15 protein-coding genes are annotated in these 12,897 nt (G+C 54.4%); 4 read left to right on the top strand and 11 right to left on the bottom strand.

Translation table 11 applies throughout. The features are described from left to right. Positions 1-51 precede the first annotated feature (51 nt). The 3 genes from AB4K05_RS15000 to AB4K05_RS14990 all read right to left on the bottom strand — a co-directional run bounded on the left by AB4K05_RS15000 (position 52) and on the right by AB4K05_RS14990 (position 2,714). Positions 52-480, bottom strand: coding sequence for a DUF4157 domain-containing protein (locus tag AB4K05_RS15000; RefSeq protein ID WP_368480736.1), 429 nt, complete (start codon positions 478-480; stop codon positions 52-54). 87 nt (positions 481-567) lie between these two features. Continuing rightward, complete coding sequence (locus AB4K05_RS14995) at positions 568-1,941, bottom strand: ATP-binding protein (protein ID WP_368480735.1); 1,374 nt, start codon at positions 1,939-1,941, stop codon at positions 568-570. A gap of 134 nt (positions 1,942-2,075) precedes the next feature. After that, positions 2,076-2,714 (bottom strand): hypothetical protein, encoded by a 639-nt coding sequence (locus AB4K05_RS14990; RefSeq protein ID WP_368480734.1) that lies wholly within the window; start codon positions 2,712-2,714, stop codon positions 2,076-2,078. 398 nt (positions 2,715-3,112) lie between these two features. Between AB4K05_RS14990 and AB4K05_RS14985 the strand changes: the two genes are divergently transcribed. Both AB4K05_RS14985 and AB4K05_RS14980 read left to right on the top strand, forming a co-directional pair. Continuing rightward, positions 3,113-3,865: an AzlC family ABC transporter permease gene (locus AB4K05_RS14985; protein WP_368480733.1), complete on the top strand. Its 753-nt coding sequence runs from the start codon at positions 3,113-3,115 to the stop codon at positions 3,863-3,865. After that, positions 3,855-4,175: an AzlD domain-containing protein gene (locus tag AB4K05_RS14980; protein ID WP_368480732.1), complete on the top strand. Its 321-nt coding sequence runs from the start codon at positions 3,855-3,857 to the stop codon at positions 4,173-4,175. Before AB4K05_RS14985 ends, AB4K05_RS14980 begins: the two co-directional genes overlap by 11 nt. Before the next feature lie 61 nt (positions 4,176-4,236). On the opposite strand, the gene AB4K05_RS14975 is transcribed toward AB4K05_RS14980, so the two are convergent. Further along, positions 4,237-5,433, bottom strand: coding sequence for an MFS transporter (locus tag AB4K05_RS14975; protein ID WP_368480731.1), 1,197 nt, complete (start codon positions 5,431-5,433; stop codon positions 4,237-4,239). A 115-nt stretch (positions 5,434-5,548) separates the two neighbouring features. Between AB4K05_RS14975 and AB4K05_RS14970 the strand changes: the two genes are divergently transcribed. Beyond that, positions 5,549-6,505 carry a cupin domain-containing protein gene (locus tag AB4K05_RS14970; protein ID WP_368480730.1) on the top strand — a complete coding sequence of 319 codons (957 nt, stop codon included), beginning with the start codon at positions 5,549-5,551 and terminating at the stop codon, positions 6,503-6,505. A gap of 3 nt (positions 6,506-6,508) precedes the next feature. Here AB4K05_RS14970 and AB4K05_RS14965 read toward each other — a convergent pair whose 3' ends face one another. Next, the gene (locus AB4K05_RS14965; protein ID WP_368480729.1) at positions 6,509-7,396 is read right to left on the bottom strand and encodes a LysR substrate-binding domain-containing protein; all 888 of its coding nucleotides are present in this window, start codon (positions 7,394-7,396) and stop codon (positions 6,509-6,511) included. A gap of 107 nt (positions 7,397-7,503) precedes the next feature. Between AB4K05_RS14965 and AB4K05_RS14960 the strand changes: the two genes are divergently transcribed. Continuing rightward, complete coding sequence (locus AB4K05_RS14960; protein ID WP_368480728.1) at positions 7,504-8,085, top strand: nuclear transport factor 2 family protein; 582 nt, start codon at positions 7,504-7,506, stop codon at positions 8,083-8,085. 39 nt (positions 8,086-8,124) lie between these two features. Here AB4K05_RS14960 and AB4K05_RS14955 read toward each other — a convergent pair whose 3' ends face one another. The 6 genes from AB4K05_RS14955 to AB4K05_RS14930 all read right to left on the bottom strand — a co-directional run bounded on the left by AB4K05_RS14955 (position 8,125) and on the right by AB4K05_RS14930 (position 12,890). Further along, positions 8,125-8,433, bottom strand: a complete 309-nt coding sequence (locus AB4K05_RS14955) for a hypothetical protein (protein WP_368480727.1) — start codon at positions 8,431-8,433, stop codon at positions 8,125-8,127. 237 nt (positions 8,434-8,670) lie between these two features. After that, entirely contained in the window at positions 8,671-9,597 is a 927-nt protein-coding gene (catA, locus tag AB4K05_RS14950) for a catechol 1,2-dioxygenase (protein ID WP_368480726.1), read from the bottom strand. A 39-nt stretch (positions 9,598-9,636) separates the two neighbouring features. Further along, positions 9,637-9,915 carry a muconolactone Delta-isomerase gene (gene catC / locus AB4K05_RS14945; protein WP_368480725.1) on the bottom strand — a complete coding sequence of 93 codons (279 nt, stop codon included), beginning with the start codon at positions 9,913-9,915 and terminating at the stop codon, positions 9,637-9,639. 11 nt (positions 9,916-9,926) lie between these two features. After that, on the bottom strand, positions 9,927-11,039 hold the full coding sequence (locus AB4K05_RS14940; protein ID WP_368480724.1) for a muconate/chloromuconate family cycloisomerase: 1,113 nt from the start codon (positions 11,037-11,039) through the stop codon (positions 9,927-9,929). Between the two features lie 27 nt (positions 11,040-11,066). Further along, entirely contained in the window at positions 11,067-12,380 is a 1,314-nt protein-coding gene (locus AB4K05_RS14935; RefSeq protein ID WP_368480723.1) for an MFS transporter, read from the bottom strand. Positions 12,381-12,401: 21 nt separating this feature from the next. Next, positions 12,402-12,890: a flavin reductase gene (locus tag AB4K05_RS14930; protein WP_368480722.1), complete on the bottom strand. Its 489-nt coding sequence runs from the start codon at positions 12,888-12,890 to the stop codon at positions 12,402-12,404. Positions 12,891-12,897: the final 7 nt, after the last annotated feature.

Below are 12,897 nucleotides of genomic sequence, written 5' to 3'. Positions count from 1 at the left end.
TCTCGCCTTTTTATTGGCTGTTACAGGATTTTTATATTAATTATTAATTCTTTAACTCCGCAGCGCCTTAGACCCCAGCACATCCGCCTCATGCTCCAGCGCCGGGCTATCATTTACCGCCATCCCCGCCACCGAAGTCGTTGCCGTCACTCGCCCCTGCGCCTGCTGTACCACGTGCCCCAGTTCATGCGGCAGATGTTTTTCCTGGCCGGAAGCAAGGTGAATATCACTGCCCTGGGCATAGGCGTGCGCCTGCACGGCGGCCGGTTTTTCTGAGTTGTAATGCACCCGAACATGATCCAGACTCATGCCGCTGAGATCTTCCATCCCGCTTTTCAGGTTATCGGGCAGTCCGGTTTTATTAGGCTGTCTTTGCACAGTCTGCGCACGCTTGTCCTCCAGCATCGCCGCATGCCCCTCCTTGCGCTGCGAAACCGCCCGGCGGGTTGATTGATGCTGTGGCTTCTGTTTTATAAACATAACAACCATCCTCGTTATCAATCTTGCTGTATCAGATAGTTAGCTAAATCTTCCCACTTTCCTGCTGCCCGTAGTGGGACGGCACATTCATTCAAAGAATATTTTGTTATCTTTCCTAAATTCTTGGCGAATGCTGGCAATAATATCGTCCTGCGAAACCGTGCGTGCCCCACGCTGAATGGCGGTTAATGCACACTGGCGCAGCACGTTAATAATTTGCCCACCGGCAACCTCATAGCGGTCGGCAATAGCGGGCAAATTGACATCGTCGCCAAGATCGCACACGCCATGAAATGCCTTTTGCCATAACAGCAGACGCTCTTTCGGGCTAGGAATCGTAAACTGCACCATGCTTTGGAAGCGGCGGGTAAACGCCTCATCCATATTGGTTTTCAGGTTGGTGGCAATAATCACCGTACCGGGAAAATCTTCTATCTTTTGCAGCAAATAGCCTGTTAGCTGGTTAGCATGGCGGTCGTTGGATGAACTGACCTCAGAGCGTTTGCCAAACAATGCGTCCCCTTCGTCAAAAAACAGGATCCACTCTTTGTAGCTGGCAGCATCAAACACGCGGGATAAGTTTTTCTCGGTCTCGCCAATGTATTTTGACACCACCATCGAAAGATCGACACGATAAACATCCCGCCCTGTGGCTTTGCCGAGCAGCGCGGCGGTGAGCGTTTTACCGGTGCCCGGCGGGCCAAAGAACACCGCTCGATATCCCGGCTTCACCTTTTTCACCAACTGCCACTCGTTCATCAGCGTATGACCGTGTTTAAGCCACGCATGCAGCTCTTCAATCTGCGCCATCACTTCGCCATCCAGCACCAGATCGCCCCATTCCAGAGGCGATTCCAGCAAATGGGCCGGGAAACTGGCGCTTAATTCCGGGCGCAGACGCTCGCCGGTCATAAAATAGTGTAGCCATTCCTCGTTTAACTGATAAATACCGGCCCATTTGGGCACCCCATCATCAACGGACAGCAGCTGCGTGACTTGTTCCGCCATCAGGCGATGTTTGTTCGAGAAAATAGCGTGCGCATGGACGCGCCAATCGGGATCGTTGGCGCTAATCAGAAAATTGAGTGTCTGCCCGGTGGGAATAAAGCCGCTAAAGGCTTTATCACTGACGCCGCCAAACTCGGTAAAGGGACGATCGATAAGGCTGTTAAGCCCAAAGAAGATATCAAGGGTATCGGGTTTCACGCTCGGCGCCATGGCAAGCGCTAGTGCCAGACGCTCAAAAGGAGAGAGTTGCCAGTCAATAATGAGATCGGCGTAGGGAGTTCCTTTCATCAAATCCGGGAGGGGAATATTCACCCAATGGCGCTCATGACCTTCCTGTTTTAAGTAGCTGCAAATAACCTGGTTAATGACCTGTGTTAGCCATGCCATCTCGCGATAAAGCATGATGACATTATTTTTTTGCTGAGGGTCTTCGACATCGACTTGTGGAGACATGGCATATCCTTGAAAAATTGACCATATTGATTATATAATTTTTCCCGATCACAGTGGAATAAGTCACCTTTCAAATTTATTTTCTGAGCCGCGCTTTCGCACTTCACTTTTGCATTTAAGAAGAATAAATTAATTTATTCCACCCCATCAAAGTGATGCAACGCATTTCCAGCAATGCCTAGGACATCATAGTAAAATCGTTTGTTAACCGATTTAGTCTTTTTTAACTTGCCCTTTTTATCAAATCTTGTCTCCCATATTTTGTATGAATTTCCAGTCAAATACTGCATTCCACCTTCGTATGGGCTCATAACTTCGTTTTCTGGGACATAATAATCGGCGGTAATCCTTTGCTGCATTTCACTAAGCAACCTCGCCGTTTCAGTGAGATCAATCGTATGACTAGCCGCAATACCTGACCCAGCTCGATTCCGTGCCATTTGAATGGCGGCTGCTTCGTTGCCCAGATGCTGCTGTATAAACATATTCGTAACGGCTAATGCTGCAGGGGAAGCCGCCACGGTGGAGAATTTCCCCTTTCCTTTTCGTTTACTACCAAGCTGTAATATGTCTAACTTTTTACGCTGTATAGACTGAGCTTGCTCTGGGGTAGAAAAACTATTCCGAGTTTCTAGAAACTTACGTTGTGCAATAGAACCAGAGCGGTTATCCACTATTTCAGAACTTTTCCTCTCAATCATTTTTGGCTGAACAATAGAATCCGCAACTGCTAAATGTTTATTATTCTTTAACTTCTTTTGTGACTCATACATATTACAGCCCCTATAAATTCATTAGTTGTAGTTATAGTATTTTCTCATCACCTATAATATTAAGAACACCATAAAGTAGCCCTTAAAGACACCTCTACCATTTACTCAATCATACTATCCACATTTCTCATGCCTAGTGTATGACGCCGCATTCATTCAAAAAATTTAGTTTTGTGAACTAATGAAAAATACTGACAATGATTTCATCCTGATTACATCTATGTTTTTGCTGTGGACACACGTAACAAATAAATAATAGTACGTTACCAACACTGGTCAAATCTTCAGCGATTGTTGAGCCCGATCCCTGAAATCACACCCCGCATTCACTCATTTTTCTATTCCAGCGCCGCCCGGCAAAAGTTATCATTCAGTAAAATAAAAAACAGGAAAAAGTAATGTTAACAGACACAACGGCCTCGCCACGCAGTGAAGCCAAATCGGAGTTTCGTGCCGGGATTATGGCCTGCCTGCCGACCATTCCAGGCTACTGGAGCATTGGTTTTGCCGCCGGCGCTATCGGGACGCTCGCCGGTTTCAGCACCCTACAAACCGCGCTGCTGGCAACCCTACTGTACGCCGGTTCGGCGCAGTTCTTGTTTTACTCACTGTGGGCTGCGGGGGCGGAAGCGCTTTCCGTGGTGCTTTCGGTGCTGCTGGTTAACCTGCGCTACCTGCTGATGAGCTCGGCGATGAGCGTCTATTTTCGCGAACAAACCACCGTGCAAAAAATTATCAGCGGCCTGCTGCTGACCGATGAAACCTTCGGCGTCGCGGTGCAACACGGCAGCCCACAAAGCAAAGTATCCTTCGCCTGGATGTTTGGCTTGAACGTCGCAGCATGGCTGAACTGGATCCTCGCCTGCGTGATTGGCGCGGTACTGGCATCGGCCTTGCCGCCAGCGTTAATGGAGGGGTTGAGCTTTAGCTTGGTGTCGATGTTTATCGGTCTGGTGTTAATGCTGTGGTTTGCCAGCCGCCGTAAACTGTTGGAGTCATTGAGCATTGCTGTCGCCGTGGCGATCACGCTATTGATGTCGGGACACGCCGATACCAGCGTTGTTGTGATTGTCGCCGCATCGGTTGCCGCCACGCTGGCGACGCTGGGACTGCGCTATGTCTTGAATAAGGAGTCAAAGCATGGAGCGTAATATTCTGCTGGCCATTTTGGCCTCGGCGGCAGTGACGGCGCTGATGCGCGTGGTGCCGGTGCTTTTACTCTCACGGTTTCGTATGCCACCGGCGCTGCAGCAGTGGCTGAGCTTCATTCCCGCTGCCATTATGGCCGCGATTATTGCCGCCGAACTGCTGGGCAAACCGGCGTTGAACAGCAGCGGTATCAGCATCTCACTGCTGGCCGCCGCGGTGGCGACGCTGGTGGGGATCTTAAGCCGCAGCCTGTTTGCGACCGTGATTGCCGGAATGGTGGCCTTTACCGGCCTGAGCTATCTGCTGGTCTGACGATGAAAATAAAACGGCCCGGTAGCACTTCGCTTACCGGGCCTGTATTAAGCCAAGCTCACTACTCAACCGCCGCCGATTTCACCCGCACGCCGGCAAACACCATCACCATCGCCGCCACCAGCAGCACACCGCTGGCGGTGAATACGCCATTGGCCCCGTTCATATCAAACACCAGCCCACCGCCTGCGGCCCCTGCGCTGATTGCCAATTGAATAGAGGCCACCATCAGCCCACCGGCGCTTTCAGCTTCGTCAGCCACCGTGGTGGCAAGCCAGGTTGACCAGCCAACCGGCACCAAGCCAAAAGCAAATCCCCACAGCGTGACCAGCAAACCGTCCACCAGCGCCAGATGCCCATAAGCCACCATCGTCAACGCCAGTACGCCCATAGCAAATGGCACCAGAGCCAGCGTTAAGCGCAGGTTACGCGCCAGCAGATACCCAGCAATTGAAGTGCCAATGAAATTGGCGACACCAAAGCCCAGCAGGATCAGCGAAATCGTTTCGACGTTTGCCCGTCCCACCGTCTCGAGGAACGGACGCAGGTAGGTGAAGAAGGCAAAATGCCCGCTGAAGATAAAAATGGTCGCCAGCAGACCGCCGATCATGCCGGGACGGCGCAGCACTCTGAACAAAGTGCCGAGGTTGCCGCTGTTTTCAGGACGCATAGAAGGCAATACCCACAGCTGCCAGAACAGTGCCAGCACGCCTGGGATAACACACAGGATAAACACATTTCGCCAACCGATCAGACTGCCGAGGTAGCTGCCAAGCGGTGCCGCCACTACGGTGGCAATCGACACTCCGCCAAAGATTATCGACAGCGCTTTTGGTACATCCTTCGCCGGTACCAGCCGCATCGCCGTGGCGGTCGACATCGCCCAGAAGCCGCCGATAGCCACACCGAGCAACAATCGTCCGATTAGCAAAACATGTAGCGATGGCGCAAAGGCAACCATCAGGCTGGAGACAATTTGCAGCACGGTAAAGAACATCAGCACCCAGCGGCGGTCGATACTTTTGGTGGCGCTGGTGATGAGCAGCCCGGTGACCAGCGCCACCAGCGCGGTGGCGGTTACCGTCTGTCCGGCGACGCCTTCGGTGACACCAAGGCTTGAAGCCATAGGCGTGAGCAGGCTGGCGGGTAAAAATTCAGCGGTAATCAGCCCGAACACGCCCAGCGCCAGCGACCAGACGGCTCGCCAGGCGGGTTTGGCCGGTGCCAATGACGCGCTTGCAGTGGCGCATGAATTCATTTGTAACTCTCCGGTTAAAAAAATGAGATAACGGTCACAAAGAATAGAAAACCTCACTCGGACGATCTATGATGTAAAATCTTTTATTATTGATAATTCGTCCGGAGTTTTCGCGATGTCCCTCCATGCCCCCGATTTAATAAGCGAACTGCTACGCGGCATGCGCCTTTCCGGCGTCAACTACCGGCGAATCGAAACCGGTGCGCCGTTTGGTTTGTCGTTCGGCAATGTTCCCGGCAAGGCTCAATTTCATTTTGTCAGCCGAGGCCCTGTGGTACTGCGGATGCACAGCGGCGCGCGTTTCACGCTGGACAGCGGTGACGCGGTGTTTATTCCCAACGGCGAGTCGCATGCCCTGCTCTCTGATGACGCAGCGGTCGTAACCCCTATTGCCGATTTTCCCAGCGAGCCGCTGTGTAATCGGGTGCACGATATTCACTGCAAGAGCTGCCCGGAAGGTGACAACGCGGTGATTTTTACCGCCTGCATGGATTTCGAGCTAGGCGGTATGCAGCCGCTGATTAAAGCGATGCCTGAAGTGATGATGGTGAGCAGCCTGATGGCGACGCGCCCGGAAATTCATCCGTTGCTCGCCGCCATGGAACGCGAATCGCTCGGCCGCCAGGTCGGGTTTGCCGGCATACTTGCCCGGCTCGCGGACGTGGTGGCGGCGCTGATTGTTCGTGGCTGGGTGGAAAGCGGCTGCGGTAAGGCCACCGGGTGGATCCAAGTGTTACGCGACCCGCGTCTGAGCCGCGCCATCTACGCCATGCATCAACAGCCCGGGGTGAACTGGAGCGTCGCCACGCTGGCAAAAGAAGCCGGGACATCGCGATCGGTCTTCGCCGAGCGATTTCTTTCTGCAACCGGCACCACGCCGGCAAAATATCTCGGCGAGCTGCGTATGCGGCTGGCGGTGCAGTATATCGGCCATGAGCAGCAGGCGATTGAAACCGTCGCACTGCGATTAGGCTATGGTTCCGTCGCGGCGTTTAGTCGGGCCTTTAAGCGCGTGACCGGACAGCCGCCGGGAGCGCTGCGCGAAACCAGCCAAGCCGCACAAGTCCTTTAACACTCACGCCTTAGGATCTGGAGAAGCAAGGCTCAAATAGGCCGCAACCGTCATATTCGGCTCAACCGCGCGGCGAATGAGCAGCAAATTCGCCGTCAACGTGGGTTCATCTAAACGGCGGTAGGTCAGACCGGGAATTGTCACCTGCTGTAACGGCGATGGAATCAGGGCCAGGCCCAGTCCGGTCGCCGCAATCGCCAACACGCTTAACGTACTGCCGCTTCGGTGGGCAACGCGCAGATTATCGCCAAGCTTTTCTTGCAGCAGCAAATACAGGCGCTCGTTCGCATCATGCGCTTCATAGAGGATCAGCGGTTCATTCGCCAGCATGTCAATGGTGAGAGTGGATTGCTTCGCCAGCACGTGATCTTCAGGCAATGCCAGCAGAAAATCCCACTGACCCAGCGGCTGCGCAATAATTTCCGCCGTCGACGTGTGACTGCTCTGGGGTGTGTAGCCGACATCCAACTGCCCGGCCAGAATAGCCTCGACCTGTTGCTGGGGCGCAACTTCCTGTATCACCAGTTCAGCATCAGGATATGACTGATGAAACAGGCGCAAATCGGCAATCATCTTGCCGCTAAAGATAGCGTTACCGGCAAAACCCACCCGAACGCGCCCCGTTTCACCGCGCAAAGACCGCGCAACGGCCAGTTGCGTATGTTCAACCTGCGCCAGCGTTCGCTGGGCCTCCGTTTGCAAAAGCCGCCCGGCGTCGGTGAGCTCCACGTGGCGGCTGGTGCGGATAAAAAGCGCCCCGCCAAGCTCCTCTTCCAATGCCTTTATCTGCATGCTGAGCGCAGGCTGTACGATGTTCAGCCGTTTTGCGGCACGTCCAAAATGCTCTTCCTCGGCGACGGCAAGAAAGTAGCGCAGATGACGCAGTTCCATAGCTCCCTCATCAATCATTAATAATGATTATTCGTTCAAATTAATATATTTGAATTAATCGCCACTTGCCACCAAACTGATTCCAGTCCACTGATAGGAGCCTCACCATGCAAACTACCCATAACGATCGCCAGCAGCTCAATGATTTGATGAATGGTTGGATCCACCGCGATCTCGGGGAATGGGATCGACTGCGCAATCTATTCCACCCCGACGGAACAATAGAGATCACCTGGTTTGAAGGCCTGGCCAGTGATTTTGTTGAAGGTTCCATGCGGATGGGGGCTTCCGACTTACGCACCAAGCATATGATTGGCTCACCGCTGGTGACCTTTAATGCGGCAGGCAATAAAGCGCTGCTGGAAACCAATGCCATCATCATTGCCGAAAACATCCAACTGAATTTAGGCTGTGAATGTCACAATCGTTTTTACGATTTGGCTGAAAAAAGAGACGACTGCTGGAAGCTGTTTCACCGCCAGAGCGTTTATGACATGGGGACTTTCACCTTCCCGCAAGGTTTTGTGGATATTGACGCGGCGATCGTCGCACGCTATCCACGCGAATACGCGCCATTAGCCTACCTGCTGGAAAAAAGCGGCTTCCCGCTAGGACGCGTTTTCGCCACACGCGGCAGCCAGCTTGAAGCAGACATGAAAAGCGCCGGTCAGCATTGGCTTTCCCTTTAGATAAATACCGCCTTCCTCAATAACGAGGAAGGCCAATATTTAATGGTAGCTGATGGTCATTTCCTGTAGCTCGGGATGACCCGCCAGTGAGCGCTGGGTTATCTTGCCAATATGCCGCATTGAATGGACATCATCGCTAGAATTGAGCGCCACGCGCTGAAAGTGGTTCACGCCGTCGCGAAAACAGGAAATCTCAACCTGCGCGCGCTGAACTTCAGCCCCGCAACCGCCTTCGACAATTTGGCCGACAAAATGGATAGTTCCGGTACTGGCGCGACTTTGCGCCTGGGCTGCCGTGGCGAATATCATCCCGATAGCCAGCAAACAAACGATACGTACTGTCTTCATATTCTGACCCCACATCCTGTGAGTAAGATTGACATCAGCATGGCTGCCAATGCTCATTTTACGCTGTCGAAACAATGCGATAGCCCGTTAACTATACCGATGCGTATTTTTCTCAGACATCCGATGTTTGTCGTATTCCGCGCGATTTGTGCCTGATGGCGCTTTGCTTATCAGGCCTACGGGATGACACATTGTAGGCCTGATAAGCAAAGCGCCATCAGGCAGCAATATCAGCGTTTATTCCATCACGCGAGCACGCTTGATGCGCTGTTCTTCCTCAGTTTGCGCCGAATCCACCAGCGTAAAGTCAAAGCTGACTTCGGTATGCGGCTGGTTAATTTTGCGCTCCTGCGCAAGCTTGCCGTCGGTGATTTTGATGGGATCGGCAATAAGCTCTTCGCGGGTGGCAAAGGCAAAGTCATCCCATAAATAAGCATCGCCGTTGAGGTTTATCTGCGTGGTCAGGTGTTTGTAACCTGGCGCGGAAACAAAGAAATGCACGTGCGCCGGACGGTTACCGTGGCGGCCTAACGCGGTCAACAGCTTCTGCGTTGGGCCATCCGGCGGGCAACCATAGCCACACGGCACAATACTGCGCACCGCATAACGCCCATCAGCACCGGTTTCAATACGGCGGCGCAGATGATATTCGCTTTGGGATTGATCAAAGAATGAATAGCCGCCCAGGGTATTAGCATGCCAGATATCCACAATCGCGCCGGCGACCGGGTTGCCGTCTAAATCGCGGACCTGACCATGCAGCCACATCGGCTCGCCCGGCTCTTTGCCGTCATCCATCCGCGCATACTGCTTGCTCAGCGGCGCGCCTGCGACATACAGCGGCCCTTCGATAGTGCGCGGCGTACCCACATCCTGACCTGCGGCAGCTTCTTTTTCGTCGGCGCGCATATCCAGATAGTGTTCCAGACCGAGACCAGCTGCCAGCAGCGCTGACTCTTTACGTTCGCCCAGTTCGTTTAGGTAGTTCACCGCCAGCCAGAACTCTTCGTCACTAATATCGAACTTTTTGATGGTCTGGCACAGGTCGCTCAACACCTGGTGGATAATGGCCTTGAAGCGCTCGTTGCCCTGTTCGGAATTTAAGCCGCTGCTGATGGCCAGCAAGGATTCCAGTTCGGTCTGTTTTGCAGGATTCACTGACATTGCGTATTCCTCTTTTTTGTAGGGTAAGGTTTGTTGTTGTTAGTTAATGGCTGAGGGATGTCGGCACAGCGGTTGCACGGATATCGTCATAAACGCATACAGCGGCAGCCCGGTTAAGATGTCGTGCAGCTCTTGGTTGTCGGCGACATCAAAAATGCTGACATTGGCGTAAAGCCCGGCGACGCGCCAGATATGCAGCCACTTGCCCTCGCGCTGCAGGCGCTGCGAGTAGGCTTTTTCTTCGGCTTTGATGGCATCGGCCTTATCGGCAGGCAGCGACGATGGAATATTGACGGTCATTTCAACTTTAAACAGCATGGTGATGTCCTCTATTTTCTGGCGTAGAAACGCAGTTTTTCGTCGTCGATATCCACACCCAGCCCCGGGCCTTGCGGCAGGGTAACGTGGCCTTGGCGGAAATCGAGCGGCGTCACCACGATGTCGTCTTTAAGCAGCAGCGGCCCAAACATCTCGGTGCCCCACTGCATATTGAGGGTCGACCAGGCATGTAGCGAAGCGACCGTTCCCAGCGTACCTTCCAGCATGGTGCCGCCGTACAGCGCCACGCCCGCCGCCTGTGCCACGTGCGCAAGCTTTAGCGCCTGCGCCGGGCCGCCGGCTTTCGCAATCTTCAACGCATAAGCGCCGCTAAACCCGCCGTTTGCCAGCGCGTAACCGTCATAGCTGGTCGCCACCGCTTCATCTGCAAGGATCGGCAGCCTGAAACGCTGGCTCAGAGCGATAAGCCCCTGCCGGTCCCACAGCGGGATCGGCTGTTCGACCAAATCAATGCCGCCGTCTTGAAGCTGGCTCATGCCTTTTACCGCGGTAGAAAAATCCCACGCCTGATTCACATCGACACGAATGCTGACCTCATCACCCAGTGCGCTTTTGATAGCCAGCGCATGGCGCACATCGTCGGCCAGCGCGCGGGCACCGATTTTCAGCTTGAAGGTGTCATGCCGCTCTTCAGCCAGCAGTCGCTGCGCCTCGGCGATGTCTTTGTCGGTATCGCCGCTTGCCAGCGTCCACAGCACCGGCAGACTCTCGGTCAACGCGCCACCAAGCAGCGCGCTCACCGGCAGCCCCAGCGCTTTGCCTTGGGCATCGAGAAACGCGGTTTCCAGCGCCGATTTGGCAAAGGTATTGCCCTTCACGCTGGCGTTCATTTTTTCCGCCAGCGCAGCCACGCCGCTGAAGGTCTGCCCGCACAGCAACGGCGACAGATAGGTTTCAATGGCCGACTTCATCGCCTCCGGGCTTTCCGCGCCGTAGCTCAGTCCGCCAATCGTGGTCCCCTCGCCCCAGCCGACGACCCCTTCGGCGCACTGCATGCGCACAATCATCAGGGTCTGACAGCCCATCGTCGCCATCGACAGCTTGTGTGGACGAACGGTAGGAATATCCACCAGCCAGCAGGCCAGTGATTCAATCGTTAACATGGGTTGCTCCTGCAAAAAAATGAGATGTCATAAGGCTTTCTTCTCTGATGGCAAACTGCGTAGCGCAATCAACGCCAGCAGCGCATAGGCGACAAGCAGCAGTGAAACCGGCCATGATGCATCGAAAGCCATCAGCAGCGCCACCGCCAGCATCGGCCCAAGACCGCCGGAGAAAATTGAGCCAACTTCATGTCCCAGCGCCAGGCCGGAATAGCGCACGCGAACCGGGAACAGATCGCTCATGATGCACGGCTGGGTGCCGATCATCGCGCCGTGGCACACCGGCAAACCGAGGAACATCGCCAGCATAATGAAGCCGTAACTGCCGGTAGAAAGCAGCCAGAAGAACGGAAACGCCATCACCAGCAGGCCAATCACGCCGATGTAATACACTGGTTTTAGGCCAATACGGTCAGACAGCGCGCCCCAAAACAGAATCGAGAAAAACTCAATCAGCATCGCCAGCGTCACCGCGCTGATTATCTCCCCGGTGCCAATACCGATATGTTTGGCGTATACCACCGAGAAGGTGAAGAAGATGTAGGAGCCACCGTTTTCCGGCAGGCGCAGCGCAATGGCCTGTAACAGCGCTTTCGGGTGCTCGCGTAACAGGATAATCAGCGGGATCTTCTCGTGCTTTTCTTCCGGCTTAGCCTCGCTAAATGCCTTACTCTCGCGGATGTTTTTGCGGATATAGACCCCAACCAAGAAGATGACGATGCTCAGCACAAACGGTACGCGCCAGCCCCAACTCATAAAGTCGCTTTCCGGCAGTTGCTGCACCAGATAGAAGGCAAAGGCCGACAACACGAAGCCGCCGGAAACGCCCATTTGGCTCCAGGCGGTATAGAAGCCGCGACGCTGTGCTGGCGCATTCTCACTGAGCATCAACACGCCACCGCCCCACTCGCCGCCGGAAGCCACGCCCTGTAAAAAGCGCAGAGAAATCAACGCCAGAGGTGCCCACAGGCCAATCTGCGCATAGGTTGGCAGCAGGCCAATCACAAAGGTAGTGGCCCCCATGAGCGTCAGCGTCATAATCAGCGTCATTTTGCGACTGTAACGATCGCCAAGATGACCGAACACAATGCCGCCAAGCGGACGGGCAAGGAAGCCAACCGCAAAGCCGGAAAACGCCAGCAGCGTGCCCTGCAGCGGGTCACCGCCGACGGGGAAAAATAGTGGGCCAAACACCAGCGCCGCGGCGGTGCCGTAGAGGAAAAAGTCATGCCACTCCAGCGCATTACCCAGCACTGACGCCATCACCAGCTTGCGCATCTGCTGCGCATCGTGGCGGGTTTCAGCGGGCGTCACTACGGTTTCAGAAACGACATTACTCATCCGGCATCCCTCATTAAACGGCTATGCTTCGTGACCGACAGCGTGATAGCGACGGTTGAAATAGACCAGTCCGCGCGGCTGTTCGCTAATGCGGATCGCCTGCACACGACAGTAGAAGACCGAGTGGCTGCCCACTTCATGGCAGTCATCAATTAAACAATCGAAGCTGGCAACCGCCGAACTCAGTACCGGCGCGCCGCTGGCCAATACTTGCCAGCTATCGTGGCAAAAACGCTCTTCCGAGCGCAGGCTGGCGTTGGCAAATACGCCGGACAGCGCCTGGTGATCGCTGGAAAGCACGTTGACGCACAGCGCCCCGTTTTGCTTAAAGTGGGCGTGCGCGAAGGAATTACGGTTCATACACACCAGCAGCGTGGGCGGCTGATCGGTCACGCTACACACGGCAGACGCGGTGAAGCCAAACTTGCCCGCCGGGCCGTCGGTGGTGATAACAGACACCGCGCTCCCCAGCTGCGCCATGGCATTACGAAATTCGGTTTGCAGAGTCATAGAAGAT

It is taken from the genome of Kluyvera sp. STS39-E (genome assembly GCF_040932435.1).
Classification (GTDB): Bacteria; Pseudomonadota; Gammaproteobacteria; order Enterobacterales; family Enterobacteriaceae; genus Kluyvera.
Note: the sequence above shows the minus strand (reverse complement) of the source record. Positions and strands in the feature narration are given on the sequence as shown.

Coding starts and splice junctions, on each gene's coding strand:
- AB4K05_RS15000 (WP_368480736.1), bottom strand. CDS start 480: ATGTTTATAAAACAGAAGCCACAGCATCAATCAACCCGCCGGGCGGTT.
- AB4K05_RS14995 (WP_368480735.1), bottom strand. CDS start 1,941: ATGTCTCCACAAGTCGATGTCGAAGACCCTCAGCAAAAAAATAATGTC.
- AB4K05_RS14990 (WP_368480734.1), bottom strand. CDS start 2,714: ATGTATGAGTCACAAAAGAAGTTAAAGAATAATAAACATTTAGCAGTT.
- AB4K05_RS14985 (WP_368480733.1), top strand. CDS start 3,113: ATGTTAACAGACACAACGGCCTCGCCACGCAGTGAAGCCAAATCGGAG.
- AB4K05_RS14980 (WP_368480732.1), top strand. CDS start 3,855: ATGGAGCGTAATATTCTGCTGGCCATTTTGGCCTCGGCGGCAGTGACG.
- AB4K05_RS14975 (WP_368480731.1), bottom strand. CDS start 5,433: ATGAATTCATGCGCCACTGCAAGCGCGTCATTGGCACCGGCCAAACCC.
- AB4K05_RS14970 (WP_368480730.1), top strand. CDS start 5,549: ATGTCCCTCCATGCCCCCGATTTAATAAGCGAACTGCTACGCGGCATG.
- AB4K05_RS14965 (WP_368480729.1), bottom strand. CDS start 7,396: ATGGAACTGCGTCATCTGCGCTACTTTCTTGCCGTCGCCGAGGAAGAG.
- AB4K05_RS14960 (WP_368480728.1), top strand. CDS start 7,504: ATGCAAACTACCCATAACGATCGCCAGCAGCTCAATGATTTGATGAAT.
- AB4K05_RS14955 (WP_368480727.1), bottom strand. CDS start 8,433: ATGAAGACAGTACGTATCGTTTGTTTGCTGGCTATCGGGATGATATTC.
- catA (WP_368480726.1), bottom strand. CDS start 9,597: ATGTCAGTGAATCCTGCAAAACAGACCGAACTGGAATCCTTGCTGGCC.
- catC (WP_368480725.1), bottom strand. CDS start 9,915: ATGCTGTTTAAAGTTGAAATGACCGTCAATATTCCATCGTCGCTGCCT.
- AB4K05_RS14940 (WP_368480724.1), bottom strand. CDS start 11,039: ATGTTAACGATTGAATCACTGGCCTGCTGGCTGGTGGATATTCCTACC.
- AB4K05_RS14935 (WP_368480723.1), bottom strand. CDS start 12,380: ATGAGTAATGTCGTTTCTGAAACCGTAGTGACGCCCGCTGAAACCCGC.
- AB4K05_RS14930 (WP_368480722.1), bottom strand. CDS start 12,890: ATGACTCTGCAAACCGAATTTCGTAATGCCATGGCGCAGCTGGGGAGC.